The following is a 25,964-nucleotide window of genomic DNA, read 5'->3' on the forward strand; positions in this document are numbered from 1 at the left end:
CGGTATCGATCGGAATACAGCATAAGGAGTCCCTTGGAAACCTGGCCAGGCACCGCTTACCCACTCGGCGCGACGTTCGACGGAACCGGAACGAACTTCGCCATCTTCAGCGAGGCGGCACAACGCGTCGAGCTGTGTCTCTTCGACGACGACGGCGTCGAGACCCGCGTCGAGGTGATCGAGTCGAGTGCGTTCATCTGGCACTGCTACCTCCCGCTCGTGCAGCCGGGGCAGCGGTACGGTTACCGGGTGCACGGGGACTACAACCCCGAGGCGGGCCATCGCCTGAACGAGAACAAGCTCCTGCTCGACCCGTACGCCAAGGCCACTTCGGGAACGATCGACTGGGACCCGTCGCTGTTCTCGTACAACTTCGGCGACCCGGATTCCCGGAACGACGACGACTCCGCCCCGCACATGATGCTCGGCGTCGTCGTCAACCCGTTCTTCGACTGGCTCGGCGACCGCCCGCCGCGCACCCCCTACAGCGAATCCTTCATCTACGAGGCGCACGTGAAGGGCCTGACCGAGCTCATGGAACTCGTGCCCGAGTCCCAACGCGGCACCTACGCGGGGGTCGCGCACCCGGCGGTTATCGACCACCTGCAGAAACTCGGAGTCACCGCCATCGAACTGATGCCGGTGCACCAGTTCGTCAACGACGGCACGCTCGAAGAGAAAGGGCTCCGCAACTACTGGGGCTACAACACCATCGGCTTCTTCGCCCCGCACAACGCGTACTCCTCGACGGGCGATCGCGGCCAGCAGGTGCAGGAGTTCAAGGGAATGGTGCGCAGCCTGCACGACGCCGGCATCGAGGTCATCCTCGACGTCGTCTACAACCACACAGCGGAGGGCAACCACCTCGGCCCGACGATCTCGTTCAAGGGCATCGACAACGAGGCCTACTACAGACTGATGGACGACGACAAGCGGTATTACATGGACTACACGGGCACGGGGAACACCCTCAACGTGCGTCACCCCCACGTCCTCCAGCTCATCATGGACTCGCTGAGGTACTGGGCCATCGAGATGCACGTCGACGGCTTCCGGTTCGACCTCGCCTCGGCCCTCGCCCGTGACCTCTACGACGTCGACAAGCTCTCCACCTTCTTCGAACTCGTCCAGCAGGATCCGATCGTCTCGCAGGTGAAGCTCATCGCCGAGCCGTGGGATGTCGGCCCCGGCGGCTATCAGGTCGGGAACTTCCCGGCCCAGTGGACGGAATGGAACGGGAAGTACCGGGACACCGTCCGCGACTTCTGGCGGGGTGAGCCATCGACGCTCGGAGAGTTCGCCTCGCGGATCACGGGCTCCGCCGATCTCTACGAGCACTCCGGCAGGCGCCCGGTGGCCTCGATCAACTTCGTCACCGCGCACGACGGCTTCACCCTCTCCGACCTGGTCTCCTACAACGAGAAGCACAACGACGCCAACGGCGAGGGCAACAACGACGGCGAGTCCCACAACCGCTCCTGGAATTCCGGCGCAGAGGGGCCGACGGACGACGCGGAGGTCCTCGCCCTGCGCGCCAGGCAGCACCGCAACTTCCTGACCACCCTGCTCCTGTCCCAGGGCGTGCCGATGCTCCTGCACGGCGACGAGCTCGGCCGCACCCAGCAGGGCAACAACAACACCTACGCCCAGGACTCCGAACTCAGCTGGATCCACTGGGACACGGCGGACCAGCCGCTCATCGAATTCACCGCGGCGATCTCCCGGCTGCGCAAGGACCACCCGACCTTCCGCCGCAGCCGCTTCTTCGACGGGCACCCCAACGCCCTCGCCGTCGACGGCGACACCCTGAGCGACATCGTCTGGCTGAACAGCGACGGCGAGGAGATGCGCACGGAGGACTGGGACGAGGGCCGGGCCGGCACGGTCGCCATGTACCTCAACGGTGACGGCATCCGTGAACGCGACTCCCGCGGCCAGCCCGTCGTCGACGTCAACTTCCTGGTCTGCTTCAACACGGATGCCGACGACGTCGAGTTCCGGTTGCCCCCGGCGATCTACGCTCCGCAGTGGGAGATCGTGGTCGACACGGCCGGCGAGGGCGCCGACGCGATCCCACGCCCTGCCGGCGCCATCCAGACCGTCAAGTCCCGGTCCGTGGTCGTGCTGCGCGCGTACACGGCTCCCGAAGTCGCGCCGGACCATTCCGTCGCCGCCTCCCTCGCCGGCCTGGCCGGAACGCCGACCGCGCTCGCGCTCAACCCGGACCACGTGGTCGAGCCATGAGGATCCCGCACTCGACCTACCGGCTGCAGATCACGGCGGCATTCGACCTCGACGCCGCGGCGGGCATCCTCGACTACGTCGTCGGCCTCGGCGCCGACTGGATCTACCTCTCGCCGCTCCTCACCTCCGCCGACGGCTCCGACCACGGCTACGACGTCGTCGACCACGCCGCCATCGACCCCGCTCGGGGCGGGCCGGAGGGGCTCCGCCGGCTCGCGGCCGCGGTGGTGGATGCCGGGCGCGGCATCCTCGTGGACATCGTGCCCAACCACATGGGCGTCGACGACCCGCATCGCAACGATTGGTGGTGGGACCTGCTCCGATTCGGGCAGGTTTCCCGCTACGCGGAGGCGTTCGACGTGGACTGGGCCGCCGGAGACGGAAAGATCCTGCTGCCGGCCCTCGGCGACGACACACCGGGAGAGGGCAGCGAGCTCGACCGGCTCGCCATCGTCGGCGACGAATTGCGCTACTACGACCACCGATTCCCGATCCGTCCCGGAACAGCCGAAGACGGTGCGGACGCCAGGACCGTGTATTCCCGGCAGCACTACAGCCTGGTCAACTGGCGGCGCGCAGACCACGAGCTCAACTACCGGCGGTTCTTCGCCGTGAACAGCCTCGCCGGCATCCGCGTGGAGGTCCCCTGGGTCTTCGAGGAGTCGCATCGCGAGATCGTGCGCTGGGTGCGGGACGGTCTCGTTCAGGGCATCCGGGTCGACCACCCGGACGGCCTCGCCGACCCGGGCGGCTACCTCGACCGGCTTCGGGACGCCACAGACGGAACCTACGTGCTCGTCGAGAAGATCCTCGAGGGCGACGAGACGCTGCCGACGAGCTGGTCGACGCGGGGCACGACGGGCTACGACGCCCTCGCCGACGTCGACCGGATCTTCGTCGACCCGGGGGGCCGGCCCGCCCTCGACGCGCTCGAAAAGCGCCTGCAGGACGACTCCCCGGCGCCGGGGGAGCACGGCCGTCCGCAGTCCTGGGCCGAGCTCGTCTCCGAGCGCAAGCGCGGCATCGCCGACGGAATCCTGGGCTCGGAAGTGCGCCGGATCGCCCGGCTCATCCCGGAGGTTCCCGGGCCGGAGGCGGTCGACGCCCTCGCCGAGCTGCTCACCGCCATGCCCGTGTACCGTTCGTATCTTCCGCTCGGCTTCGAGTTGCTCGACGAGGCCGCGCGTCGCGCGTCCGCCCGCAGGCCGGACCTGGCCGGAACGATCGGCACGCTGCTGTCCGTGCTGGCCGACCCGGCGAATCCCGCAGCGGTCCGCTTCCAGCAGACCTCCGGCATGGTAATGGCCAAGGGCGTCGAGGACACCGCCTACTACCGCTACAGCAGGCTCACCTCGCTCAACGAGGTCGGGGCAGACCCCTCTGAGTTCTCGATCGATGCGGACACCTTCCACGCGCGCCAGCAGGCCAGGGCGGCGACCTTCCCCGACTCGATGACGACGCTCTCCACGCACGACACGAAACGGGGAGAGGACGTCCGCGCCCGCATCTCCGTCATCGCCGAGATCCCGGCGGAGTGGGAGGCGACCCTCGACACGCTCCGCGCGAACGTTTCGCTCGGCGACGGGCCCCTCGAGAACCTGCTCTGGCAGGCGGTCGTCGGGTCGTGGCCGGCCGGTCGCGAACGCCTCGGCGCCTATGCGCTCAAGGCGGCCCGCGAATCGGGAACCTCAACGACCTGGAACGCCCCGGACGCCGCCTTCGAGGTGAAGCTCGAGGCCCTGGTCGCAGCGGCGTTCGACGACCGGACCGTCACGGCGGCCCTCGCGGGCTTCGTCGCACGGGTGCAGCAGGCCGGCTGGAGCAACTCCCTCTCGGCCAAGCTCGTGCAGCTCACCATGCCGGGAGCGCCGGACGTCTACCAGGGCAGCGAGCTCTGGGAGACCTCCCTCGTCGACCCGGACAACCGGCGACCCGTCGACTACACCGTCAGACGGGACATCCTCGCCCGACTCGACGACGGATGGCTGCCGCCCGTCGACGAGACCGGCGCCGCGAAGCTGCTCGTCACGAGTCGCGCCCTGCGCCAGCGCCGCGACGCCCCGGAACGGTTCTTCCGCCACGCCCCCGTTGCGGCCTTCGGCGCCGCCGCCGGACACCTGCTGGCCTTCGACCGCGGCGACGCCGTCACGGTCGCCACCCGGCTGCCGATCGGTCTCGCCGCCGCCGGCGGCTGGCGGGACACGACGGTCGTGCTCGCCGGCATCCCGGTGACCGACGTCCTGACCGGGGAACGGTTCGCCGGAGGGACCCTCTTCGTGCGTGACCTGCTGCGCCGCTATCCGGTCGCCCTCCTCGTTCCGGATGACGGCCGGGGAACCGCAGCACCGATCGGCACAGGGGAGGCCGGCCGATGAACACACCAGAGACCGCTCACGAGTACCGGGATGTCGAGGACCGGGATTTCGAGGTCTGGGCGCCGTACGCGCAGGCGGTCGACCTGTTCCTGCGCAGCACCGTCCCCGGCTCCGCAGGGGAACCGGTCACCCGGTCCATGGACCGGGCAGACGACGGCTGGTGGCGCCTGAGATTGCCCGACGGCGGAGCCGAACCACGCGACTACGGATTCGTGATCGACGGCGCTGGCCCGTTCCCCGATCCGCGCTCCCGCCGCCAGCCCGCAGGCGTGCACGCCCTGTCCCGCACGTTCGACCCCGGCGCGCACGCGTGGCAGGACTCGGCCTGGACCGGCCGCCAACTCGCGGGCGGCACGATCTATGAGCTGCACCTCGGCACCTTCACGCCCGAGGGCACCCTCGATGCCGCGGCGGCACGCCTCGGTCACCTCGTGAGCCTCGGAATCGACTTCGTCGAGCTCCTGCCGGTCAACGCCTTCAACGGAACCCACAACTGGGGCTACGACGGCGTGCTCTGGTACGCCGTGCACGAGGGGTATGGCGGACCCGCCGCCTACCAGCGCTTCGTCGACGCCTGCCACCAGGCCGGCATCGGAGTGATCCAGGACGTCGTCTACAACCATCTCGGACCGAGCGGAAACTACCTGCCCGAGTTCGGACCGTACCTCAGCGAGTCCGCGGGGAACACCTGGGGGTCCTCACTGAACCTCGACGGCCCGGACTCGGACCCGGTCAGGCGGCACATCATCGGGAACGCGCTGATGTGGCTCGACGACTACCACGTCGACGGATTGCGCCTCGACGCGGTGCACGCCCTCCGTGACGACCGGGCCATCCACCTGCTCGAGGACATGGCAGGGGAGGTCGCCGCGCTCAGCGCATTCACCGGTCGCCCGCTGACCCTGATCGCCGAGTCCGACCTCAACGATCCGCGCCTGATCACCCCGGCGGAAGCGGGCGGCTACGGCCTCGACGCCCAGTGGAGTGACGACTTCCATCATGCCGTTCACGTCGCCCTGACGGGGGAGACCACCGGCTACTACGCCGACTTCGCCCCGCTCGGCGCCCTGGCCAAGGTCCTGACGCACGGGTACTTCCACGACGGCACGTTCTCGAGCTTCCGCGGCCGCACGCACGGTCGTCCCATCGACAGGCAGCGGATGCCGGCCTGGCGTCTCGTCGTCGGCAGCCAGAACCATGACCAGATCGGAAACCGGGCCATCGGCGACCGCCTGACCGGCACGCTCGACGCCGGCCAGCTCGCCATTGCCGCGACGCTGACCCTGCTCGGTCCGTTCACCCCGATGCTCTTCATGGGGGAGGAGTGGGGCGCAACCACCCCGTGGCAGTTCTTCACCTCGCATCCGGAACCGGAACTCGGCGAAGCGACCGCAACCGGGCGGATCGGCGAATTCGCCCGGATGGGCTGGGACCCCGCGGTCGTGCCCGACCCGCAGGACCCGGCGACGTTCACGAGGTCGCGGCTCGACTGGGATGAATCCGAACTCCCGGAGCACGCGAGGCTTCTCGGCCTCTACCGGCGGCTCGCGGACCTCCGTCGCGCCGTGCCGGATTTCACCGATCCCCGTCTCGACCGGGTCGGCGTCGACTACGACGCCGACGAGTCCTGGCTGCGCCTCTGCCGTGGTTCAACGGAGATCCTGGTGAATTTCGCAGCCGATGCCCGGACCCTGCCCGCGGGGACCGGTGCCGTGCTCCTCGACTTCGGGACGGACGGGCCTGCGCTCCTCTCCCGCGAGGATGACGGGTCCGTCCTGCTGGCGCCGCACGCCGTCCTCGTCCTCGCAGGGACCACCGCGTGATGAGACACGGTGGCTTCCTCTCCGCGGAGACCGGAGCAGCCCTCGACGCACTCGCGGCCCTCGACGCCGCAGCGGACCCGCTCGACCGCGTGCGCGGCATCCGCCGGCTGCAACTCGCACTCGACGCCGACCCGGCGACCCTTTCCGCGGTGCGGAATGCCCTCGTCTCGGGGATCGGCTGGGATGCCATCTCGGAGGCGGCCGGGCTGAAACCACCGGCGGCCCGGTGGCGGTGGAGCGGCTCCGACTCCGAGATCGCCGCCCGGCTCGAGGCCGGTCGCAAGCGGTCTGCTCGTCCGAGTTCGGTGCCGACCGAACTCCCCGGATACTCGGTCGCCGAGGCCGCGACAAAGCTCGGTCTGACCGTGCAGGCCGTCTATCTCCGGGTCAGCCGGGGTAAGCTGGCCAGCCAGACCATCGAGCTGCCGGACGGCCGCTCGTACAAACGGGTCTTCCTCGACGCAGCGGACGAGGTGAACGGCCCGCCGGACACGTCCGGCCAGGCTGGCTGAACCGGACCGACTGAATCGGATCGACTGAACCGGACCGGGCGGATGCCCACAGCTTCAGACCCACAGATACGCGCCGAAACCACATACGTGCCGAAACCACAGGGATGACGGAGTACCACCATGACTGATTTTCCGACAGAGAACTTCAACCGCACCACACCGTACAACACGGGTGACAACACGGCCGTGACCCCGGTCGTCAGCACGGAGACCGGGTCCCGGGCGATCTCGGCCCCGCCGGAGAAGCAGCCGAGACCGGCATCCGCCGTCTCGGCCAGCGGCGGCGGAGCGTCGCGCACGGCACTCGTCGTGCTGGCCGCGATCGGGATGCTCGGACTCGCATTCGTCGTGATGATCCTCGTCGGCGTCTCGAGCGAGAGCATCAACGCCCTCGCCGTCTTCGCGACTCCGATCGCCTCGATGGTCGCGGCGTACTACGGAATCACCCTGAGCATCCAGCAGGTCAAGAACGAACGCGCCGAGAAGGAGACCGCGATCAAGCGGGCCGACGTCGCGGACGCCTCGAGCCGGGAGACCGAGGTCTGGGCGGCCCAGATGGAATCGGGACTTCGCGTGGCGATGGCCAAGCTCACCGCGGCACACATCGGCACCGACGAGGTGACCAAGGCAGCGGGAACGCCGGACGGTTTCTTCTAGGCGACTGTTTCTCCCCGGCGTCGGTTCCTTCTAGGCGCTGACGAGGCGCCCTGACCTGATCGCGCCGACGAAGCCGGCATAGTCGTTCGTCGCCTGCTGGGCGTATGCGACCGCGAAATCGGCGAAGCCCCGGTCGGCCTTACCGCTCAGGCCCAGGTAGGTGGCGATGGGCACGGGGTCGCCGGAGCGGGCGTGGGCGCGCGCAAGCGTCGTACCGGTCAGCCGGGCGTATGCGAGGAGCCCTGGCGCGGCGAAGGTGGCAGGATCGGGCGACCATTTCATGTCCCGCAGCTGACGCGCGTAGTATTGCCCGCCGAGCGGGGTCGTCGCCCAGCCGAGGAACACGTCTCCGGATGCCTGCATCAGGCGCTGCCCCTCCACGACGCGCTGACCGGCATGGGCTGGCCCACCGGGTGAGCCCGGCTCCGTGGTGGGCCTCTCGATCACCGATTGCTGTGCTTCCTTGAGCTGCAGCACGAGGACGTCGTCCGGCCCGATGCCCTCGAGCAGGGCGACCCAGGAATACAGGCCGACGCTGCCGACCCCGACGACCTTGTGGGCGAAGTCGATGATGTGGAATCGGTCGAGCAGGCGCCTGCGGCTGTCGTTGAGCGATTCACGATACGCGGAGAAGGTCGATTCGACGATCTCGGCCGTCGAGCCGGCGAGCGGGATCCTGGTCAGCAGGGGCGGCTGGTCGAGGAACTGCCGATGCCCGTCCACAACGCGGGTGAGCTTGCGCACGACGGACCACGTGTCGCGGGTCTCCGCCTTGGCGACGCTGTCCCTGACCGCGCGGCGACCCGTCTTCCCCGTCGATGCGGAGATGATGGCCTCGACGTGGCTCGACTCCATCCGGTCGTACCAGACCCGCATGATCGGCATGCTCGAATAATCCTGGATCGTGCTGCGATAGCTGCGCGCGCTCTCCAGGGCGGCGGCCCTGCCGACCTCGGCCGGCAGGCCGGCGTCGGCCGCCGCGAGGACGAACGAGGTCGCCAGACGCTTCACGTCCCATTCGAACGGCCCACGCCACGTTTCGTCGAAATCGTTGACGTCGAAGACGACACGGCGGTCCTCACTGGCGAACAGGCCGAAGTTGGAGAGGTGTGCGTCGCCGCAGAGCTGGGTTTCGAGACCCGTGTCCGGCAGCGCGGCCAGGTCCCTGGCCATCACGAGCGCGGTTCCCCGAAAGAAGGTGAACGGCGAAACGCCCATCCGGGCATGCCGGAGCGGGATCAGGGCCGGGTCCCGCGTCTGGGCCTGGCCCAACAGGAGGTCGACCGGATCGGCGCGATCGGCCGGAGCCTCCCATCGGGCGAGCGACGAGCGCGGCAGCCGCAGCCGCGCGGCACGGCCGAGCTCTTCGTGCCCCGCCGTCGTGGGGCGAACGGTGTCCGTCGTGCTGTCCATTGCGAGAGTGTATCGCTCCGGCAGGCGCAGCGGGCCAGGTCAGCGAACGCGATCCGGAACGGCCGACCTGGCGGGGGAACCGAGGTAGTGGTCGCGCGGCCAGTGCCGCACCCACCTCGGGAGCAGCGGGTAGACGCGCACGACGATGCGCAGCATCCGATCGAAGCGGCGTTGCTGTCGAAGGGACCAGCTCAGCTCGAACAGGTCGCGCACGGCGGGAGGCAGCAGTCCCACGGTGACCGGGCGGGCGAGGGGCATGGCCAGGCGCAGCAGGAACGGCCCACCGCGGGGGTGCAGGAGCCGCCTGGCGACCGCGCGCGTGGTCTCGTCGGTGCGCAGCCCCTCGAGCCGCTGCTGCCAGTACACGGCGAAAGCCGCCCGATCCCGCGGCCAGAGCGCCTCAGGGACTTGCAGCGCCGTGCCGAGCACCGCGTACTCCCGGTACAGGGACTCGGCGGTGGTGTCGTCGAACGCTCCGAACACCCGCTCGTACATGCCGATCGCCGAGTCGTAGAGCGTCGCAGCGACCCAGAGTTGCAGTTCGGGCGTGAAGGCGTTGTACGCGGGCGCTCCGCCCGCCGCAGCACCGACGACGGGAACGTGGGCGCGGTTCACCCTCCGGACCGCGGTCCTTGCCTGATCGGGAGTGCCGCAGGTCACGGCGTATGCGTAGCTCAGGGTGCCGGCCAGCCGGTCGAGGGGCCGGTTCTCGAAATCGCTGTGGTGGGCGACACCGTGCCCGATCGCCGGATCCGCGAGCTGGAGCAGGATGGAGCGGCCGCCCGCGAGCAGCATGACGGCTTCGCCCGCGATGTCCCGAAGCTGTGGCATGTCGGCCTCCCTGTGCTCGCCGAGTGTAGTCCGGACAAAGTATTTCGGGAGATTCTCTCCGATTCGGAATAAACCCGCTCTCTATGCGCTTGCATGTATCCGAGGGCGGCGATCCATCCGTCACGCAGACTTGAGGAGCATCATGACCGAAACCACCGCGACGACCATCCCGGGCTACAAGGCCGGAACCTGGACCATCGACCCGACCCACTCCGAGGTCGGCTTCAGCATCCGCCACATCATGATCAGCAAGGTCAAGGGCACGTTCGACAGCTTCGCGGCGACTTTCGTCACCGGCGAGAACCCCCTCGACTCCGTCGTCACCGCCTCGGCAGACGTCGCTTCGATCAACACCAACGAGGCCAACCGCGACGGTCACCTCCGTACCGGCGACTTCTTCGAGGCCGAGACCTACCCGACGATCGACTTCGTCTCCACCGGTGTCCGTGAAGTCAAGGGCGAGTTCCTCGTCGACGGCAACCTCACGATCAAGGGCGTCACCAAGCCCGTCACCTTCGACTTCGAGTTCGGCGGCTTCGGCACCGACCCGTACGGCAACTACAAGGCCGGTGCAACGGCCAAGGCCGAGATCACCCGCGCCGACTTCGGCCTCAACTACAACGCGGCACTTGAGACCGGCGGCTTCCTCCTCGGCGACAAGGTCACCATCACCATCGAACTGCAGGCCGTCCTCAACCAGGCGTAGTCTTCCCGGTTCGTGAAAGGGGTCCCACTTCGGTGGGGCCCCTTTTTTCGGCTATTCGCCCTTGATCTCCTCGCGTACCCTGCGCAGGTCCTCCATGAGCGAACCGATCAGGATCCAGTGCTGCGGATGCGGCGTCATGATCAGGAGCGGCTCGGTGAGGGCGGGCGGTTCGACCGCGACCGGCAGGTGATCCCGATCGGGATAGTCGGCCTCCGCGGCGAGCAGTCGCAGGTCGTGCGCCGAGCGGCTGAGCTCGACGGTGATCGCGAGCACGGTCGGCTCGAGGTGCAGCGAATGGTCGTAGTGGTCCCTGAGCGACCTGGTCATGCCGATCGTCCGGGTCACGAGAGAGGTCAGCCGGTTGTAGAACTCCTCGTCCACGTCGAGCAGGCGTCGATTCGTGGTGTGGCGTGGATTCAGGGTCAGGCTCTCCTCCGCGGATTTGAGCGCCTTTTCCGCCTTGTTCAGCATCGGCCGCAAGAGCCGCGCCTTGATCATCATTTCCTCGATCTGGGTCTGCGTCTGCGGGAAGCGCAAGGCGTCGACGATACGGTCGAGAGTGTCCGCGACTTCACGCGCGAGGCGGATGACCGTGTCGTGTGCGGGCGCGAGCAACACCGGCGGCACGATGAGCGCGTTCACGAACAGGGCGGCCGCGGCGCCGATCATTGTCTCGATGATGCGGTCCCTGGCGTATTCCGGGGTCGTGGCCCCGATGGAGAGCACCATCATGGCGCTGATCGGGATCTGGCTCGCCGAGCTCGGGGCCAGTCGGAGCGCCCAGGCGAGCAGGATGCAGAACACGATCGCGAGCAGGACGATCCAGCTCGACTTGCCGAACGCGACGCCGACGCCATAGGCGACGAGCACCCCACCGACGACGCCGAGGCTGCGCTCGATCGCCCGGCCGAGGGTCTGGTTGATGTTCGGCTGCACGACGAGGAGGGCTGCGATCGCGGCGAAGATCGGGAGCTCTGTGTGCAGGAGGCCTTGCGACAGCACCCAGCCGAGCATGACGGCGAGTGAGGTCTTCACAGCCTGGAGCAACGGAATCCGGCTCGAGGATCGAACGCGGGCCGATATTCTCACCCGTTCAGGATATCGTGCCCGCTCCGCCGGGGGGAGCAACCGGGGGCGTGACCGTGGTGGGAATCCCGGTGAAGCGGGAATAGTCGCGGATCGCCCTGGCGAAGCCCGTGGATCGCCGCGCGCTGAGGGTACTGAACGGCGCCGCCTCGACCGCGACGGTCGGTCCCGCTGACCTGGTGCGTGTCGTCTGCTTCCGCCAGGTCCCGATCACGCGGCCGTCCGCGACGATGAGCGGCAGGAAGATCCCGTTGAGACCGGGCACGACCCGCGGGAAGTCCTCGTTCGCCACGACGTACGACCGGTCGCGGTAGCCGAGCAGGTACTCATCGAAGCCGGGCAGTGCGAGTACGGGAGAGCGCTGCGCCGGCCTCGATCCGAGGACCCCGCGTTCCGTCGCAACGGGCAGGAGCAGGGACTCCCCGTCCACCTCGAGCTCCTCCAGCCGGTCGCCGGCTTCCGCGAGAGCGACCCGGGCGTCGGAGACGGTGAGCTGGGTCCACGCGACGAAGTCGCGCAGGGTGGCCGGGCCGTGGCCGTCGAGGTAGCGCACCAGGAATTCGGCGAGTCCCTCAGCGCGATCCAGGCGGCGCTGCACGGGTGCCCACTCGTCGAGCAGGGCGAGGGCCGGCTGGCCGTCCTGGTTGGGCCCCCACGCCACGAGCCCCGCGAGCGCGAGGGAGACGATCAGGTGGTAGCCGCGCTGGCCGTCCGGGTCGATCCCCGCGGACCGCAGCCCGGCCAGGAAGGGGGTGCGGCTGAGGTGCCTGCCGCCGGAGAGGAGGTCGGTGGCGGCCACAGCGGCCGAGGCCACGATGGTGGCGTCGAGCCCGAGTTGCCTCTGCCGGGTCTCCAGCGAGGAGAGCACCCTCTCTGCGGTGAGGTCGAGCAGCCACCGGACGTCGGTCGCCGGGACCAGGTGCAGGGTCCCGCGCATCGGATACGAGCGCACGATCGAGCCGGCATCGAGTGCGGCCGTGACGTCGGCGGCGACGGTTCCGGGGGAGCGCACCCCGATCGCCCAGCTGGCCGCGGGGAGATCCTGGGCCTGGACCGCGAGCATCCGCTCGACCACGGCGAGCGGACCGCCGAGGCCAGCGGTCGCCGTCGCGGTCGCGGAGAGCCCGTGGCTCAGCAGGCGGAGGCGCAGGACATCGGAGCGGGAGGCGCGCGTGGACATGCGGCCAGTATGACGCTGAGCGCGGACACTCTCGAATCGGCCGGTCAGTCGAACGTGCGCAGCAGCACCCAGTCGTCGTCCTCCGCAGCGTGCCGCACGTCGAAGACGTGCGTTTCGCCGTCGTCCGACGTCGCCTGGAACCGCCAGCCGGCGATGCAGAGCGGCGGATGGCCCACACCGAAGGTGTATGGGTCGAAGGGGCGCCACCAGTCGGCGGTACCGACGAGAGCCGTCGGCGTATCCGTCACCTGGAATCGTCGCGCGCGCCAGACGATGCGGCGGGGCTCTCCCGCGTTGTCCGTCGTGACCCTGACGGGTTCAGGGTGCTGCGCGTCGATCGGGACCACTGACCACCTCGCCTGTCGCATCGAACGTATGTTCGATAAAACTATAACAACGCGGCGTGCCGAATACCAGCCACTATGGCGAGGCAAGGTTGAGGGTCGGCCACTTATGCGTGCGGCGTGGACGGCAGGGGAGAATTCGGCTGGGGAAAGTCCGGAGGGAGTGAGCGCTCAGGCGAGGTCGTCGTCGGTGCGGGCACCGAAGACAATCTCGTCCCAGCTCGGCATCGATGCACGTCCGCGCTTGCCGAGGTTGCCGGTGTTCCGCGGCTGCCCGGTCGCGGCCTGGGAGGCCCAGGCATTGCGGGTCGGGTCGGTGCGCGGCGCCTCGACCGGGGTGTCGGCGACGGATGCCTGCGCCGGGTCGTCGATGAGTCGCGGGCCGCTCGGTGCCGGCGTTTCGCTCCGCGGTTCCGGGGTGAGCGCACCGGAACCGAGTACGGCGGCTTCACGCTCACCGCGGCGGCGACGCAGTGACTCGAGCAGGTCGGCGGTCTCGCTCAGGCTCTTGGGCGGTTCCGCGGCGCGCTTGATCGCGGCCTTAGACACGGCGTCCGTCGTTCCGGCGGATCGGGAATAGGGGATCGGGTCCAGTTGGGGCGCGGTGTCGTTCATGAGCTCGTCCGCGAGTGATTCCTTGAACGTGAACGCGCCGCTGTCGAAGCGGGACACGTCTGCAGGGCTCGTCTCCGCACCGACCGCACGGAGACGGGGGATGAGGGCGCCCTTGAGCTCGCCCTGCTGGGAGAGGGCGATGGCCTCGTTGCCCAGCGGGGACAGGGCGTTCTTCTTCGGTTCGAAGGACCAGCGGGCATCGTGGTCGATATCGTCGGCGGTGAAGGCGAGCTTGACGATCCAGCCTGCGCCGGGTTCCTTCCAGCTCGCCCAACGCTCGTCCGTCGCTCCCAGGGACGCGAGGCGCTCGCGGATCACTCCGCCGAACGTCGCGGGGCCCTCTCCGGGATCCGGCTCGATCGCGGTGTGGACGGGCACGCCGAGGGCGCACGAGACGATGTACTCGCGTTCGGCGACCACGGGGCCCTCGAAACGGCGCACGAAGTCGATCGGGGCACCCGTCACGGCGGCGACGTCCTCTGCCGACATTCCGGCGCGGATGTGCGCCTGCACGTCCCTCGGGGACAGCTTCGTCTTCGGGGTGTGTTCTATCTGGCTCTGGCGAAGCCGGGACTGGAGAACCTCGTCGATGGGGATCCGAAAACGGTCACCATCCTCGCTCGCTGCAAGCAGCGCGCCGTTCTCTACTCCGATTACCTTCAAATCCTGCATGGCGAAAGCCCTCTCGCGATCACTGATCCGCCAACACTGTCATGGAACGCCCCTCATTCCGGGGAATACGCCGGGCGTGCCGTAAGTTGACCACTCAGCCGAAGTAATCAGCGGCGGCGGTTTGCTATTCCTTCGGGATTGTTGCAAACTGTGCCCGCTGATTTCGTTAATCGGCATTAAATGAATGGATGGGCATGGCAACCGATTACGACGCACCCCGAAAGTCCGAAGACGACTCTGAGTCGATTGAGGCCCTCAAGGAGCGCGTACCGGACAAGATGTCTGGCGTCGTGGATGTAGACGACTCAGACAACCCCGGTGGGTTCGATTTACCCGGTGCCGATCTGTCCGACCTCGACCTCGATGTCGTCGTCCTGCCCCCGCAGGCCGATGAATTCACCTGCGTAGAGTGCTTCCTCGTGAAGCACCGCTCGCAGATGTCGCACGAGACCAAGCTCGGCCCGGTCTGCCTGGAGTGCGACTCCTAAAAGCGCGTTTTAGTTACTTGATGCCGGCCGTCGTGATCCATTGATCGCGGCGGCCAACGTCGTTGGGTGACGTGTCGAGATGAGCCAGTACGGTGCCGGATCCTGGGGATCCTCGATCGGTACCCGAACAACGGGGCCGATCCAGCCCCTGATCAACAACCAGGCCCGCGCGTCGAGCCTGCGCCCGCGTTCGAGCGTCGCTTCCGAAGCCTCGAACGCAACGGCCTCCCCGACGAGCTCCGTTGCTATTCGCGCGCGACCCGCCGTGAAGACACCGTCCGTCACGGACACGACGGGAGCCGTCAGCAGCAGAGTGAGGACAGCGGCGCCGTAGAGCACGATGGCGACGATGATTCCCCAGAACATCGAGATCGGTGCGAAAACGAGGATGCTCGCCGGTATCAGCAGGGCGGTCGCGAGGAATGGGGCTGGTGAGGCCCAGAGTTTTTCACGATATTCAGGCATGGCTCTATTCGATCAGACTTCTGCACTACCCTCGACACGTGGCAGAAAGCGTCGAAGTGTTGATTACCGCATCCATCGTTCCGCGGTACGCGCATCCGGGCGACGCCGGAGCCGATCTGCACTCTGCGGATGAGCTGGTCCTCGCCCCCGGTGAGCGTGCCTTGGTCGGCACCGGCGTGTCGATCGCCCTCCCGGACGGTTACGCGGCGTTCATCGTGCCCCGCAGCGGCCTCGCGGCCAAGCACGGCATCACGATCGTGAACTCGCCGGGTACCGTCGACGCCGGCTACCGCGGCGAAATCAAGGTGTCGCTGCTCAACACCGACCAGACCGAATCTTTTGCGATCGCCGTGGGCGATCGCATTGCCCAGATCATCGTCACCCCCGTCTCCCGGGCCGCCTTCATTCCCGTCGACCGGCTGCCGGACAGCCAGCGCGGCGAGGGCGGTTTCGGATCGACCGGAGTGCGTGAAACGGGAACCGGCCGGCAGCCCGCCGGCTCACCAATGTCAGGAGACACCCCGTGACCGACGTCGCGAATGCGGACCAATTCCCGGAACCACTGCCGAAGTCGGCGCCAGAGGACCGCGAGACAGAGGGACCCCTCGACGAGAGCGAGGCGAACCCGGTTCGACCGTACGTCGACCTCGGCGGCGTCAAGGTGCTCCCGCGTGAGGGCCTGCACCTGCGCCTCGAGATCGAAGAGGGCAGCAAGCGGGTCGTGGCCATCGGCCTCGACTACGCCGGTTCGACCCTGCAGGTGCAGCCGTTCGCCGCACCCCGGTCCAGCGGCCTCTGGCACGAGATCCGCGACCAGATCGCGGACCAGATCGGCAAGCAGGGCGGCACGACGACCCTGCGCGAAGGCCCGTTCGGACCGGAGCTCGTCGCCGAGATCCCCGTCGCGACCGGCCAGGACGCCTCCGAAACCAGCAGGCTCGCCCGCTTCATCGGCGTCGACGGGCCCCGCTGGTTCCTCCGCGGCGTGATCGCGGGCGAAGGCGCCATCAACCCGGACGCCGCCGCCCAGATCGAGGACCTCTTCCGCAGCATCGTCGTCGTGCGGGGGTCCGCACCGATGCCGCCGCGCGACCTGATCCCGCTGCGCATGCCGGTCACGCCCGCCGGCCCCGCAGAGCCCGCAGACGCCTGACCCGACCGCCAGGAAGATCGCCCCGACATGACGGACAACCCAGCCTCCCGCGACGAGCGGGAGACCCCGCACCCGACCGGGCCGGACCCGACGCAGCCGGATCCTGCGGTGGCCGCGCCGAACGCCGTGTTCGCCGAAAGCATGGCGGCCGCGGCCCGGCGTGCCGGTTTCTCGCCAGCGGCGGAGGGGGCGCCGATCAGCGGCCACGCCCTGCTCGCGGCGATGGGCGGCATCCGCGGCCTCGTCGAGGCAGTGGTGCCCGGACTCGTCTTCCTCGTGACGTACACCCTGACCCGCGACCTCATTCCGTCCCTCGTCGCCCCGATCGTGATCGGCGTCGTGATGGCCGGGCTGCGAATCATGGCCAGGCAGACGGTGACGCAGGCGGTCGGCGGGCTCGTCGGCATCGGCATCAGCGCCGTGCTCGCCCTGCTCTCCGGTAAGCCGGAGGACTTCTACCTCTCGGGCTTCTGGATCAACGGAGCGTACGGCGGAGCTCTCGTGATCTCGATCGTCGTGGGGTGGCCGCTCATCGGCCTCGCCGTCGGCTTCCTGGTCGGTGACGGCGTGAACTGGCGGTCCGACCCGTCGAAGCGCCGGGTGCTGACCCTGTTGACCGTCCTCTGGGCCGGTCTGTTCCTCCTGCGCCTCGCCGTGGAACTGCCCCTCTATTACACGGGGAACGTCGCCTGGCTTGGCGCGACGAAGCTCCTGATGGGCATCCCGCTGTACGCGCCGCTCCTCATCGTGTCGTGGCTCATGGTGCGGTCGGTCTACCGTCCGAACCCGCCGGCCGACGGTGGAACCGGGAACTGATCCATGACTGCCGCAGCGGCGTGACCGGCCTCGAGCAATGAGCGAAACAATCCCGCTCGACGGGCTGAGCACTACCCAGGTCGCCGAACGACTCGCCGACGGCAGGGACAACGATGCCGGCCAGCCCACGTCGCGCACCATCGCCGACATCCTGCGCGAGAACGTCTTCACCCTGTTCAACGCGATCCTCACGGTCTGCTTCATCGCGGTCGCCGTGCTCGGTGACTACCGGGACGGCCTGTTCTACATCATCGTCGTCGCCAACGCGCTCATCGGGATCGTGCAGGAGGTACGGGCCAAGGTCGTGCTCGACCGCCTCGCTCTCCTGGCCATCCCCGAAGTCGCGGTCAAGCGTGACGGCCTGGCGCACATCGTCCCGCTCGGACTCGTCGTCCAGGACGACGTGATCATCCTGCGGCCGGGTGACCAGATCCCTGCGGACGCCGTTGTCCTCCAGGGCGACGATCTCGTCGCCGACGAATCCCTGCTGACCGGGGAGTCCGATCCCGTCGTCAAAGTCGTCGGGGACGAGCTCCTGTCCGGCTCGTACGTCTCGGGCGGCTCCGGGTACGCACGGCTGACGCACGTCGGCGCCGCGTCGTACGCGAACCGGCTCACCGCCGAGATCCGGCGGCACTCCCTCGTGCACTCCGAGTTGCGGGCGGCGACCAACCGGATCCTCGTCGTGCTGTCCTGGCTGCTCGGCCCCGTGATCCTGCTCACCCTGATCGGCCGGATCGCGGCATACGGCGGTCTGGACTCACTCTTCACCGGGATCGACGGGCCGTGGCGGAGCGCCCTGCGGGACTCGGTCGCCGGCGTCGTCGGCATGATTCCCGAAGGGCTCGTGCTGCTGATCAGCCTGGCCTTCGGCCTCGCCGCGGTTCAGCTCGCCAGGCACAAGGTCCTCATCGAGGAACTCGCCGCCGTCGAGGTGCTCGCCCGCGTCGACGTGCTCTGCCTCGACAAGACCGGAACCCTGACAAGCGGCAAGCTCGAGTTCGACCGGCTCGTCGTGCAGTCCGCCGCCCACGAAGCGGATGCGCGGCTCGTGCTCGGCGTCTTCGGCACGGATGACGCCGCCAACCTCACCGCGCGGGCGCTCGGTTCCCACTTCGACCCGGGCCAGGCCGTCGTGAGCGCTCGGCTTCCGTTCAGCTCCGCCCGCAAGTTCAGCGGCCTGACCCTCGCAGGCCCGGGCGCCGCGGCATCCTGGCTTCTCGGCGCTCCCGAGCGGCTGCTCGCGGCGCACCCCGAATCGCTCGCCGCGGCATCCGTCATCGCCGCGGAGGGTCGCCGCACCCTCGCACTCGTGCGCCTGGCCGACACGGCGGCCCTGGATGGCGCGGTCGACCCCGAGGAATGCGTTCTCGAGCCGGTCTGCCTCGTCGTGTTCCGGGAATCCGTGCGACCACACGCCGCGGAGACGCTGCGGTACTTTGCGGCGCAGGGGGTGCGCGTGATCGTGATGAGCGGGGACAACCCCGTGACGGTCGCGGCGATCGCACGCCAGCTCGGCGTCGGCGGTGAGACCATCAACGCGGCGGAGCTCGCCGACGATGAGGCCCTCGCCGCGGCGCTGACGACCGCGAGCCTGTTCGGACGCGTGAGCCCGGAACAGAAACGGACGGCCGTCGCCCTGTTGCAGGGAGAGGGGCGCACGGTCGCCATGACCGGAGACGGCGTCAACGACGCGATGGCGATCAAGGATGCCGACCTCGGCATCGCGATGGGTTCCGCGACGCCGGCGACGAAGGCAGCGTCGCGTCTCGTCCTGCTCGACAATCGCTTCGACCGCCTCCCCGAGGTGCTCGGCCTCGGCCGCCGGGTCATCGCAAACGTCGAACGCGTCGCCAACCTGTTCCTCTCCAAGACGGTCTACGGCATCCTGATCGCGCTCACGACGTCGCTGCTCGCCCTGCCGTTCCCCTTCCTGCCGCGGCAGTTGACCCTCGTCTCCGGCCTCGCGATCGGCATCCCCGCATTCGTGCTCGCGCTCGCGCCCAACCGGCGGATCTACACCCCCGGCGTCCTGCGCCGCATCATCCGCTACGCCGTGCCGACCGGCGCCATCGCCGCCGCGACCGCACTCGTGACCTTCATCGTCCTCCACGGCAGGATCCCGCTCCACGAGGCGCGGAGCGTCACGACCATCTCCCTCTTCGTCGTCTCCCTCTGGATCCTCTGCGTGCTCGCCCGGCCGCTCACCGGGCCCCGCCTCGCCCTCGTCACGGGGATGGCCGCCGCCATGGTGCTCGCGTGCACGATCCCGTTCAGCAGGGTGTTCTTCGTCATCGACGTGCGGCTCGACCTCCCCCTGCTCTTCGGGATCGGCGTCGGAGCCCTCGGAGCGGCGGGCATCGAGCTCATGTACCGGTACGCGCGACGCACCGGCCTCGTCTTCGACCGCGAATAGGGCATTCTCGACGAAGACCGGGCATCGGCTCCCTGCTAGAGTTATCTCTACGTCAAGATAGTTTGGCGTTGGCATCGTTCGGTGACGCCGCCGGTTAGGATACCCTTGCTGGCCTGGCGCTGGTCCGTTCGTCAGGATTGGGGACTGCGGACGGATTCCCGTCAGTTTCCACAAAGGAGAGGGCATCGTGTCTGCGTTAAACAGTTTTGGAGCCAAGGACACCCTCCGCGTCGGAGCGACAGACTATGAGGTCTTTCGCCTGGACTCGGTGCAGGGTTACGAATTGCTGCCGTTCAGTCTCAAGGTGCTGCTGGAGAACCTCCTCCGCACCGAAGACGGCGCCAACATCACGGCCGATCACATCCGTGCGCTCGGCGCCTGGGTTCCCACGAGTGAACCCGACACCGAGATCCAGTTCACGCCGGCCCGCGTGATCATGCAGGACTTCACCGGAGTGCCCTGCATCGTCGACCTCGCGACCATGCGGGAGGCCGTCGCCGAACTCGGCGGCGACCCGAACAAGATCAACCCGCTCGCCCCCGCGGAACTGGTCATCGACCACTCGGTCATCGCGGACCTCTTCGGCAGCGAGAACGCCCTCGAGCGCAACGTCGAGATCGAATACGAGCGCAACGGCGAGCGCTACCAGTTCCTCCGCTGGGGCCAGACCGCCTTCGACGACTTCAAGGTCGTCCCGCCGGGAACCGGCATCGTGCACCAGGTCAACATCGAATACCTCGCCCGCGTCACGATGACCCGCGTCGTCAACGGCGTGCTGCAGGCATACCCGGACACCTGCGTCGGCACGGACTCGCACACGACGATGGTCAACGGCCTCGGCGTGCTCGGCTGGGGCGTCGGCGGCATCGAGGCAGAGGCGGCCATGCTCGGCCAGCCCGTCTCCATGCTCATCCCCAAGGTCGTCGGCTTCAAGCTCACCGGCTCCATCCCGACCGGCGTCACCGCGACGGATGTCGTCCTCACGATCACGCAGATGCTCCGCAAGCACGGCGTCGTCGGCAAGTTCGTCGAGTTCTACGGTGAGGGCGTCGCGGAGGTCCCCCTCGCCAACCGGGCGACCATCGGCAACATGAGCCCGGAATTCGGCTCGACCGCCGCAATGTTCCCGATCGACGACGTCACCCTCGGCTACCTGCGCCTCACCGGCCGCAGCGAGGAGCAGGTCGCCCTCGTCGAGGCATACGCGAAGCTGCAGGGCCTCTGGCACGACCCGGCCCGCGAACCCGTCTTCAGCGAGTACCTCGAGATCGACCTCGGAACCGTGGTGCCCTCGATCGCCGGACCCAAGCGCCCCCAGGACCGTGTCGAGCTCAGCCGCGCCAAGGACCAGTTCGAGACCGACCTGCAGAGCTACGCGACCCAGGACCTGTCCCAGGTCGATGCCGCAGTCGAGGCGACGTTCCCCGCATCCGACCCGATCGGGTTCACCGCACAGGACGAGAACAGCGCCCACGCGATCTCGCACACCCACGTCAGCCACCCGCCCAGGACCATCTCCACCCCGGTCGCGATCGAGACCGCCGCGGGAGCCAGCTACACCCTGGACCACGGGGCCGTCGCCGTCGCCGCGATCACGTCCTGCACGAACACCTCCAACCCGAGCGTCATGCTCGCGGCGGGCCTGCTCGCCCGCAACGCCGTGAAAAAGGGCCTGACGAGCAAGCCCTGGGTCAAGACGACCCTCGCGCCCGGCTCCAAGGTCGTCACGGACTACTACGAGAAGGCCGGCCTCACCGGCGACCTCGAGGCCCTCGGCTTCTACACGGTCGGCTACGGCTGCACCGTCTGCATCGGCAACACCGGCCCGCTGATCGACGAGGTCTCCGCGGCCATCAACGAGAACGACCTCGCCGTCACGGCCGTGCTCTCCGGAAACCGCAACTTCGAAGGCCGGATCAGCCCCGACGTCAAGATGAACTACCTCGCGAGCCCGCCGCTCGTAATCGCATACGCCCTCGCCGGTTCGATGAACTTCGACTTCGAGACGGATGCGCTCGGAGACGACACCGAAGGCAACCCGGTCTACCTCAGGGACATCTGGCCGGATTCCGCCGAGGTGCAGTCGACGATCGACAGTTCGATCGACACCGCGATGTTCACCAAGGAATACGGCGCGGTCTTCGAAGGCGACGAGCGCTGGCGTTCCCTGCCGACGCCCGACAGCGAGGTCTTCGAGTGGGACAGCGAGTCGACCTACGTGCGGAAGCCCCCGTACTTCGACGGCATGACCCTCGAGACCACTCCGGTGAGTGACATCGTGGGCGCCCGCGTCCTCGCGAAGCTCGGCGACTCGGTCACGACCGACCACATCAGCCCGGCGGGCAACATCAAGGCGGACAGCCCCGCCGGCGCCTACCTCGTCGAGCACGGCGTCGCCCGCGGCGACTTCAACTCCTACGGATCGCGCCGGGGTAACCACGAGGTCATGATCCGCGGCACCTTCGCCAACATCCGGCTGCGCAACCAGCTCCTCGACGACGTCGAGGGCGGCTACACCCGCGACTTCACCGTCGAGGGCGCCCCGCAGTCGTTCATCTACGACGCCAGCCAGAACTACCAGGCCGCCGGCATCCCGCTGGTGATCTTCGGCGGCAAGGAGTACGGCTCCGGGTCCTCGAGGGACTGGGCGGCCAAGGGAACCAGCCTCCTCGGAGTCAAGGCCGTCATCACCGAGAGCTTCGAGCGGATCCACCGCTCGAACCTGATCGGGATGGGTGTCGTGCCGCTGCAGTTCCCGGCAGGCGAGAGCTGGGCGTCCCTGGGCCTTGACGGCACAGAGGTCGTCTCGATCGCGGGCCTGACGGAGCTCAACGCCGGCGTCACCCCGAAGACGGTGCACGTGACCGCCTCCCCGAGCGAGAACTCGGCCGCCGGCAAGGCCACCGTCGAATTCGACGCGGTCGTGCGCATCGACACGCCCGGTGAGGCCGACTATTACCGGAACGGCGGCATCCTGCAGTACGTTCTTCGATCACTGGTCGCATAACCCTCAGGGTTGCAGTTCGGGACCGGCGCGTAGACTCAACTGTTGTTGAAGCTACGCGCCGGCTCCGTTCTGCCCGCGACGTCGTACTCGAAAGGTGTTGCCGATGAGCCTGCTGGAGACCATCACGGGTCCGCGTGACCTGGACCGCCTCTCGCTCGACGAACTCGTGCAGCTCGCGGCCGAAATCCGCGGCTTCCTCGTCAGCGAAGTCTCCAAGACCGGCGGGCACCTCGGTCCGAACCTCGGCGTGGTCGAGATGACCATCGCCATCCACCGGATCTTCGAATCTCCCCGTGACGCGATCGTGTTCGACACCGGGCACCAGACGTACGTGCACAAGCTCCTGACCGGCCGTCAGGACTTCAGCGGCCTCCGCCAGCAGGACGGCCTCGCCGGGTACCCGCAACGCTCCGAGTCGGTGCACGACATTGTGGAGAGCTCGCACGCCTCGAGCTCGCTGTCCTGGGCGGACGGCATCTCCCGTGCGTTCGAGATGACGGGACAGAGCGACAGGCACGTGATCGCGGTGGTCGGAGACGGCTCGCTCACCGGCGGCATGACCTGGGAAGCGCTCAACAACATCAGCGACGACAACACCCGCCGCCTGATCATCGTGGTCAACGACAACGGCCGTTCCTATGCGCCGACGATCGGCGGCATGGCCAGGTTCCTCAACACGGTGCGCACCCGCAGCAGCTACCACGCGGCATACCTGAGCAGCCGCAGGGCCTTCGACAACATGGGCGCACCTGCCCGCGCGTTCTTCCGCGGCGTGCGCGGCGGGCTGCACGGCTTCCTCGCGCGCTTCTCCAACAACGAGGCGCTCTACTCGAACCTCGACATCAAGTACATCGGCCCGGTCGACGGGCACGACATGGAGGCGATGCTCGAAGCGCTCCAGCAGGCGAAGAACTACGGGGCCCCGGTGATCGTGCACACGATCACCCAGAAGGGCAAGGGCTACGACCCCGCAATGCAGGACACCGCAGACCAGTTCCACGCCGTCGGCCAGATCGACCCGGAGACGGGGGAGTCGACGGAGACGCCCGGCGCGCCGTCGTGGACCTCGGTGTTCTCCGACGAACTCCTGAACCTCGCCACCGAGAACCCGCGGATCGTCGGGATCACGGCGGCCATGCTGCGCCCGACCGGGCTGCACCGGATGGCGGAACGCTTCCCGAACCGGGTGCACGACGTCGGCATCGCCGAACAGCACGCCGTGACGAGCGCGGCCGGCCTCGCCTTCGGCGGGCTGCACCCCGTCGTCGCCCTGTACGCGACCTTCATCAACCGGGCATTCGACCAGGTCCTGATGGACGTGGCACTGCACAAGGCCGGGGTGACCTTCGTCCTCGACCGGGCGGGTGTCACGGGCCCCGACGGGCCGAGCCACCACGGCATCTGGGACCTGGCCATCCTGCAGGTCGTTCCCGGCATCCGCCTCGCAGCACCGCGCGACTCGACCCGGCTCCGTGAGGAGCTCGGCGAGGCGATCGCCGTCGAGGACGGACCGACCGTGCTGCGGTTCCCGAAGGGCAGCACCGGCGTCGAGTTCGACGCCGTGACCCGCCTGGACGACGGCGTCGACGTCTTGCTCGAATCGGCCCAGAAGGACGTGCTCATCGTCACGGTCGGCCCGATGGCCGCGATGGGCCTCGACGTCGCCCAGCGCCTGTCCGCCCAGGGAATCGGCGCGACCGTCGTCGACCCGCGCTGGGTCGTGCCCGTGCCCAGGAGCCTCATCGGGCTCGCAGCGGAGCACCGCCTCGTCGTGAGCATCGAAGACGGCATCCGGGTCGGGGGAATCGGAACGCGCATCCGCCAGGACCTGCGCGCGGCCGGCGTCGACACGGCCGTCACCGAACTCGGGCTGCCCGACGAATTCCTCGCCCACGGCACCCGCGCCGAGATCCTCGAACGGGTCGGCCTCACGCCGCAGCACATCGCCCGCGACGTCGTGGCGATGGTGCTCGGCAGCAAGCTCCCGCACGCACGGCCCCTCCCCGCCGTGCCTGCGGACCCGAACGACCAGACCGACTCGGCCGTTCAGACGGATACTGGCTCACTGCCGGTTCGCCGCGGCCGCGCGGAGTGACCCGCTCAGAATGAGCACGCGCGAGATCCGGCGAGGAGAGCACGGATGACGGTACTGATCGCGGGCTGCGGTGACCTCGGCACCGAGGCCGGCCTGCGGTTCGCGGCTCTCGGCCACCGAGTCGTCGGGCTGCGCCGGTCGCCGGGAGTGCTTCCCGCCGTCATCGAGGGCCAGGCCGTCGATCTCAGCAGGGAACGGCCCGTCATCCCCGTCGGAACCGACATCGTCATCGTCGCCATCGCCGCGGCCGGCGCGACGGCGGATGCCTACCGCAGCTCATACGTCGACGGGCTGCGCAACCTGCTCGACGCCCTCGACGCGACGGACGCGAGCCCGAGCCGCTTCCTGCTCGTGTCTTCGACCGCCGTGTACGGCGTCGACGACGGAAGCCTGGTCGACGAGACCACGCCGGCGCTGCCGGCGTCGGCGACGGGCGCCGTGCTGCTCGAGGCGGAAGACCTGCTGCGGTCGAGGGTTCCCGGCGCCGTCGTGCTGCGCCTCTCCGGAATCTACGGGCCGGGCAGGGAACTCCTGATCCGGCAGGTCAGGGACGGGACGGCCTCCGTCTCCGGCCTGGCGAGGCATACCAACCGGATCCACAGGGACGACGCGGCCGCGGCCATCGTGCACCTCATGACGATGGCGGGAGAGCCGGCATCTCTGTACCTCGGCGTGGACAGCGCACCCGTTCCGCGGGGCGACGTGCTCGGCTTCCTCGCCGCCGAACTGGGAGTTCCGGATCCGGGTGCCGGCGCGAGCGCGAGCGCCACCGCCGCCGACGGTGGCACACCCGCAGCCACCGTGACCGCGCCCGGTCGCGCGGCCGGGCCGCGCGGCGGCGACAAGGTCTGCAGCAACGCCCTCCTGCTCGCGAGCGGATTCTGCTTCGAATACCCGGGCTATCGGGAGGGTTACCGGGCCATCCTCGCCGGAACCGGCATCCGCCACCCCTGACCGCGTAACTCACCGCGAAACCGACCGCGAACCTGGGCGCCGGCTGGATGAAGAAGATCCCGCTTGACGTGGAGCGCGCTCGAGGTTTTAGGGTTGCAGCAGCCTCGACTCG

Annotated in this window: 21 protein-coding genes; 14 read left to right on the plus strand and 7 right to left on the minus strand. The window is 68.6% G+C overall.

Annotation, left to right across the window (positions count from 1 at the left end):
* The first annotated feature begins 33 nt into the window (after nt 1–33).
* From glgX to MQH31_RS06625, 5 genes are all read left to right on the plus strand, one after another.
* Nucleotides 34–2,244 (plus strand): glycogen debranching protein GlgX, encoded by a 2,211-nt coding sequence (gene glgX / locus MQH31_RS06605; RefSeq protein WP_243011380.1) that lies wholly within the window; start codon nt 34–36, stop codon nt 2,242–2,244.
* A complete protein-coding gene (gene treY / locus MQH31_RS06610) occupies nt 2,241–4,619 on the plus strand; it encodes a malto-oligosyltrehalose synthase (RefSeq protein WP_243011381.1) in 2,379 nt (792 codons plus the stop codon). The genes glgX and treY overlap by 4 nt, the downstream gene beginning before the upstream one ends.
* Nucleotides 4,616–6,442, plus strand: a complete 1,827-nt coding sequence (gene treZ, locus MQH31_RS06615; RefSeq protein WP_243011382.1) for a malto-oligosyltrehalose trehalohydrolase — start codon at nt 4,616–4,618, stop codon at nt 6,440–6,442. Before treY ends, treZ begins: the two co-directional genes overlap by 4 nt.
* Nucleotides 6,439–6,954: a hypothetical protein gene (locus MQH31_RS06620; protein ID WP_243011383.1), complete on the plus strand. Its 516-nt coding sequence runs from the start codon at nt 6,439–6,441 to the stop codon at nt 6,952–6,954. The genes treZ and MQH31_RS06620 overlap by 4 nt, the downstream gene beginning before the upstream one ends.
* Before the next feature lie 120 nt (nt 6,955–7,074).
* Entirely contained in the window at nt 7,075–7,611 is a 537-nt protein-coding gene (locus MQH31_RS06625) for a hypothetical protein (RefSeq protein WP_134532082.1), read from the plus strand.
* Between the two features lie 30 nt (nt 7,612–7,641).
* Here MQH31_RS06625 and MQH31_RS06630 read toward each other — a convergent pair whose 3' ends face one another.
* Both MQH31_RS06630 and MQH31_RS06635 read right to left on the minus strand, forming a co-directional pair.
* Nucleotides 7,642–9,024 (minus strand): DUF2252 domain-containing protein, encoded by a 1,383-nt coding sequence (locus tag MQH31_RS06630; RefSeq protein ID WP_243011384.1) that lies wholly within the window; start codon nt 9,022–9,024, stop codon nt 7,642–7,644.
* Between the two features lie 39 nt (nt 9,025–9,063).
* Nucleotides 9,064–9,855 carry an oxygenase MpaB family protein gene (locus MQH31_RS06635; RefSeq protein WP_243011385.1) on the minus strand — a complete coding sequence of 264 codons (792 nt, stop codon included), beginning with the start codon at nt 9,853–9,855 and terminating at the stop codon, nt 9,064–9,066.
* 142 nt (nt 9,856–9,997) lie between these two features.
* On the opposite strand from MQH31_RS06635, the gene MQH31_RS06640 reads away from it, so the two are divergent.
* A complete protein-coding gene (locus MQH31_RS06640; RefSeq protein WP_134532076.1) occupies nt 9,998–10,561 on the plus strand; it encodes a YceI family protein in 564 nt (187 codons plus the stop codon).
* A 51-nt stretch (nt 10,562–10,612) separates the two neighbouring features.
* On the opposite strand, the gene MQH31_RS06645 is transcribed toward MQH31_RS06640, so the two are convergent.
* The 4 genes from MQH31_RS06645 to sepH form a co-directional block, all read right to left on the minus strand.
* Nucleotides 10,613–11,596, minus strand: coding sequence for an FUSC family protein (locus MQH31_RS06645; protein ID WP_241975958.1), 984 nt, complete (start codon nt 11,594–11,596; stop codon nt 10,613–10,615).
* A gap of 58 nt (nt 11,597–11,654) precedes the next feature.
* Nucleotides 11,655–12,827, minus strand: coding sequence for a winged helix DNA-binding domain-containing protein (locus tag MQH31_RS06650; RefSeq protein WP_243011386.1), 1,173 nt, complete (start codon nt 12,825–12,827; stop codon nt 11,655–11,657).
* Between the two features lie 44 nt (nt 12,828–12,871).
* The gene (locus MQH31_RS06655; RefSeq protein ID WP_243011387.1) at nt 12,872–13,174 is read right to left on the minus strand and encodes a hypothetical protein; all 303 of its coding nucleotides are present in this window, start codon (nt 13,172–13,174) and stop codon (nt 12,872–12,874) included.
* Nucleotides 13,175–13,342: 168 nt separating this feature from the next.
* Nucleotides 13,343–14,458 carry a septation protein SepH gene (sepH, locus tag MQH31_RS06660; protein ID WP_134532069.1) on the minus strand — a complete coding sequence of 372 codons (1,116 nt, stop codon included), beginning with the start codon at nt 14,456–14,458 and terminating at the stop codon, nt 13,343–13,345.
* 194 nt (nt 14,459–14,652) lie between these two features.
* On the opposite strand from sepH, the gene MQH31_RS06665 reads away from it, so the two are divergent.
* Entirely contained in the window at nt 14,653–14,946 is a 294-nt protein-coding gene (locus tag MQH31_RS06665) for a DUF4193 domain-containing protein (protein ID WP_134447980.1), read from the plus strand.
* Between the two features lie 9 nt (nt 14,947–14,955).
* Here MQH31_RS06665 and MQH31_RS06670 read toward each other — a convergent pair whose 3' ends face one another.
* A complete protein-coding gene (locus MQH31_RS06670; protein ID WP_243011388.1) occupies nt 14,956–15,411 on the minus strand; it encodes a DUF3093 domain-containing protein in 456 nt (151 codons plus the stop codon).
* 38 nt (nt 15,412–15,449) lie between these two features.
* Between MQH31_RS06670 and dut the strand changes: the two genes are divergently transcribed.
* The 7 genes from dut (at nt 15,450) to MQH31_RS06705 (ending at nt 25,852) form a co-directional block, all read left to right on the plus strand.
* The gene (dut, locus tag MQH31_RS06675) at nt 15,450–15,938 is read left to right on the plus strand and encodes a dUTP diphosphatase (RefSeq protein ID WP_241975954.1); all 489 of its coding nucleotides are present in this window, start codon (nt 15,450–15,452) and stop codon (nt 15,936–15,938) included.
* Nucleotides 15,935–16,564 carry a DUF3710 domain-containing protein gene (locus MQH31_RS06680; RefSeq protein WP_134532064.1) on the plus strand — a complete coding sequence of 210 codons (630 nt, stop codon included), beginning with the start codon at nt 15,935–15,937 and terminating at the stop codon, nt 16,562–16,564. Before dut ends, MQH31_RS06680 begins: the two co-directional genes overlap by 4 nt.
* A gap of 27 nt (nt 16,565–16,591) precedes the next feature.
* Entirely contained in the window at nt 16,592–17,380 is a 789-nt protein-coding gene (locus MQH31_RS06685; protein ID WP_134532062.1) for a DUF3159 domain-containing protein, read from the plus strand.
* A 37-nt stretch (nt 17,381–17,417) separates the two neighbouring features.
* Nucleotides 17,418–19,796 carry an HAD-IC family P-type ATPase gene (locus tag MQH31_RS06690; RefSeq protein WP_243011389.1) on the plus strand — a complete coding sequence of 793 codons (2,379 nt, stop codon included), beginning with the start codon at nt 17,418–17,420 and terminating at the stop codon, nt 19,794–19,796.
* Nucleotides 19,797–19,983: 187 nt separating this feature from the next.
* On the plus strand, nt 19,984–22,803 hold the full coding sequence (gene acnA, locus MQH31_RS06695) for an aconitate hydratase AcnA (protein WP_308196427.1): 2,820 nt from the start codon (nt 19,984–19,986) through the stop codon (nt 22,801–22,803).
* A 103-nt stretch (nt 22,804–22,906) separates the two neighbouring features.
* The gene (gene dxs, locus MQH31_RS06700; RefSeq protein WP_243011390.1) at nt 22,907–24,898 is read left to right on the plus strand and encodes a 1-deoxy-D-xylulose-5-phosphate synthase; all 1,992 of its coding nucleotides are present in this window, start codon (nt 22,907–22,909) and stop codon (nt 24,896–24,898) included.
* A 45-nt stretch (nt 24,899–24,943) separates the two neighbouring features.
* Nucleotides 24,944–25,852: an NAD-dependent epimerase/dehydratase family protein gene (locus tag MQH31_RS06705; RefSeq protein WP_243011391.1), complete on the plus strand. Its 909-nt coding sequence runs from the start codon at nt 24,944–24,946 to the stop codon at nt 25,850–25,852.
* Nucleotides 25,853–25,964: the final 112 nt, after the last annotated feature.

The sequence above is a fragment of the Cryobacterium zhongshanensis genome, from assembly GCF_022760445.1.
Classification (GTDB): domain Bacteria; phylum Actinomycetota; class Actinomycetes; order Actinomycetales; family Microbacteriaceae; genus Cryobacterium; species Cryobacterium algoricola.

Coding starts and splice junctions, on each gene's coding strand:
- MQH31_RS06650 (WP_243011386.1), bottom strand. CDS start 12,827: ATGTCCACGCGCGCCTCCCGCTCCGATGTCCTGCGCCTCCGCCTGCTG.
- treY (WP_243011381.1), top strand. CDS start 2,241: ATGAGGATCCCGCACTCGACCTACCGGCTGCAGATCACGGCGGCATTC.
- MQH31_RS06635 (WP_243011385.1), bottom strand. CDS start 9,855: ATGCCACAGCTTCGGGACATCGCGGGCGAAGCCGTCATGCTGCTCGCG.
- MQH31_RS06690 (WP_243011389.1), top strand. CDS start 17,418: ATGAGCGAAACAATCCCGCTCGACGGGCTGAGCACTACCCAGGTCGCC.
- treZ (WP_243011382.1), top strand. CDS start 4,616: ATGAACACACCAGAGACCGCTCACGAGTACCGGGATGTCGAGGACCGG.
- MQH31_RS06670 (WP_243011388.1), bottom strand. CDS start 15,411: ATGCCTGAATATCGTGAAAAACTCTGGGCCTCACCAGCCCCATTCCTC.
- MQH31_RS06625 (WP_134532082.1), top strand. CDS start 7,075: ATGACTGATTTTCCGACAGAGAACTTCAACCGCACCACACCGTACAAC.
- MQH31_RS06685 (WP_134532062.1), top strand. CDS start 16,592: ATGACGGACAACCCAGCCTCCCGCGACGAGCGGGAGACCCCGCACCCG.
- dxs (WP_243011390.1), top strand. CDS start 22,907: ATGAGCCTGCTGGAGACCATCACGGGTCCGCGTGACCTGGACCGCCTC.
- MQH31_RS06665 (WP_134447980.1), top strand. CDS start 14,653: ATGGCAACCGATTACGACGCACCCCGAAAGTCCGAAGACGACTCTGAG.
- sepH (WP_134532069.1), bottom strand. CDS start 14,458: ATGCAGGATTTGAAGGTAATCGGAGTAGAGAACGGCGCGCTGCTTGCA.
- MQH31_RS06640 (WP_134532076.1), top strand. CDS start 9,998: ATGACCGAAACCACCGCGACGACCATCCCGGGCTACAAGGCCGGAACC.
- MQH31_RS06705 (WP_243011391.1), top strand. CDS start 24,944: ATGACGGTACTGATCGCGGGCTGCGGTGACCTCGGCACCGAGGCCGGC.
- MQH31_RS06630 (WP_243011384.1), bottom strand. CDS start 9,024: ATGGACAGCACGACGGACACCGTTCGCCCCACGACGGCGGGGCACGAA.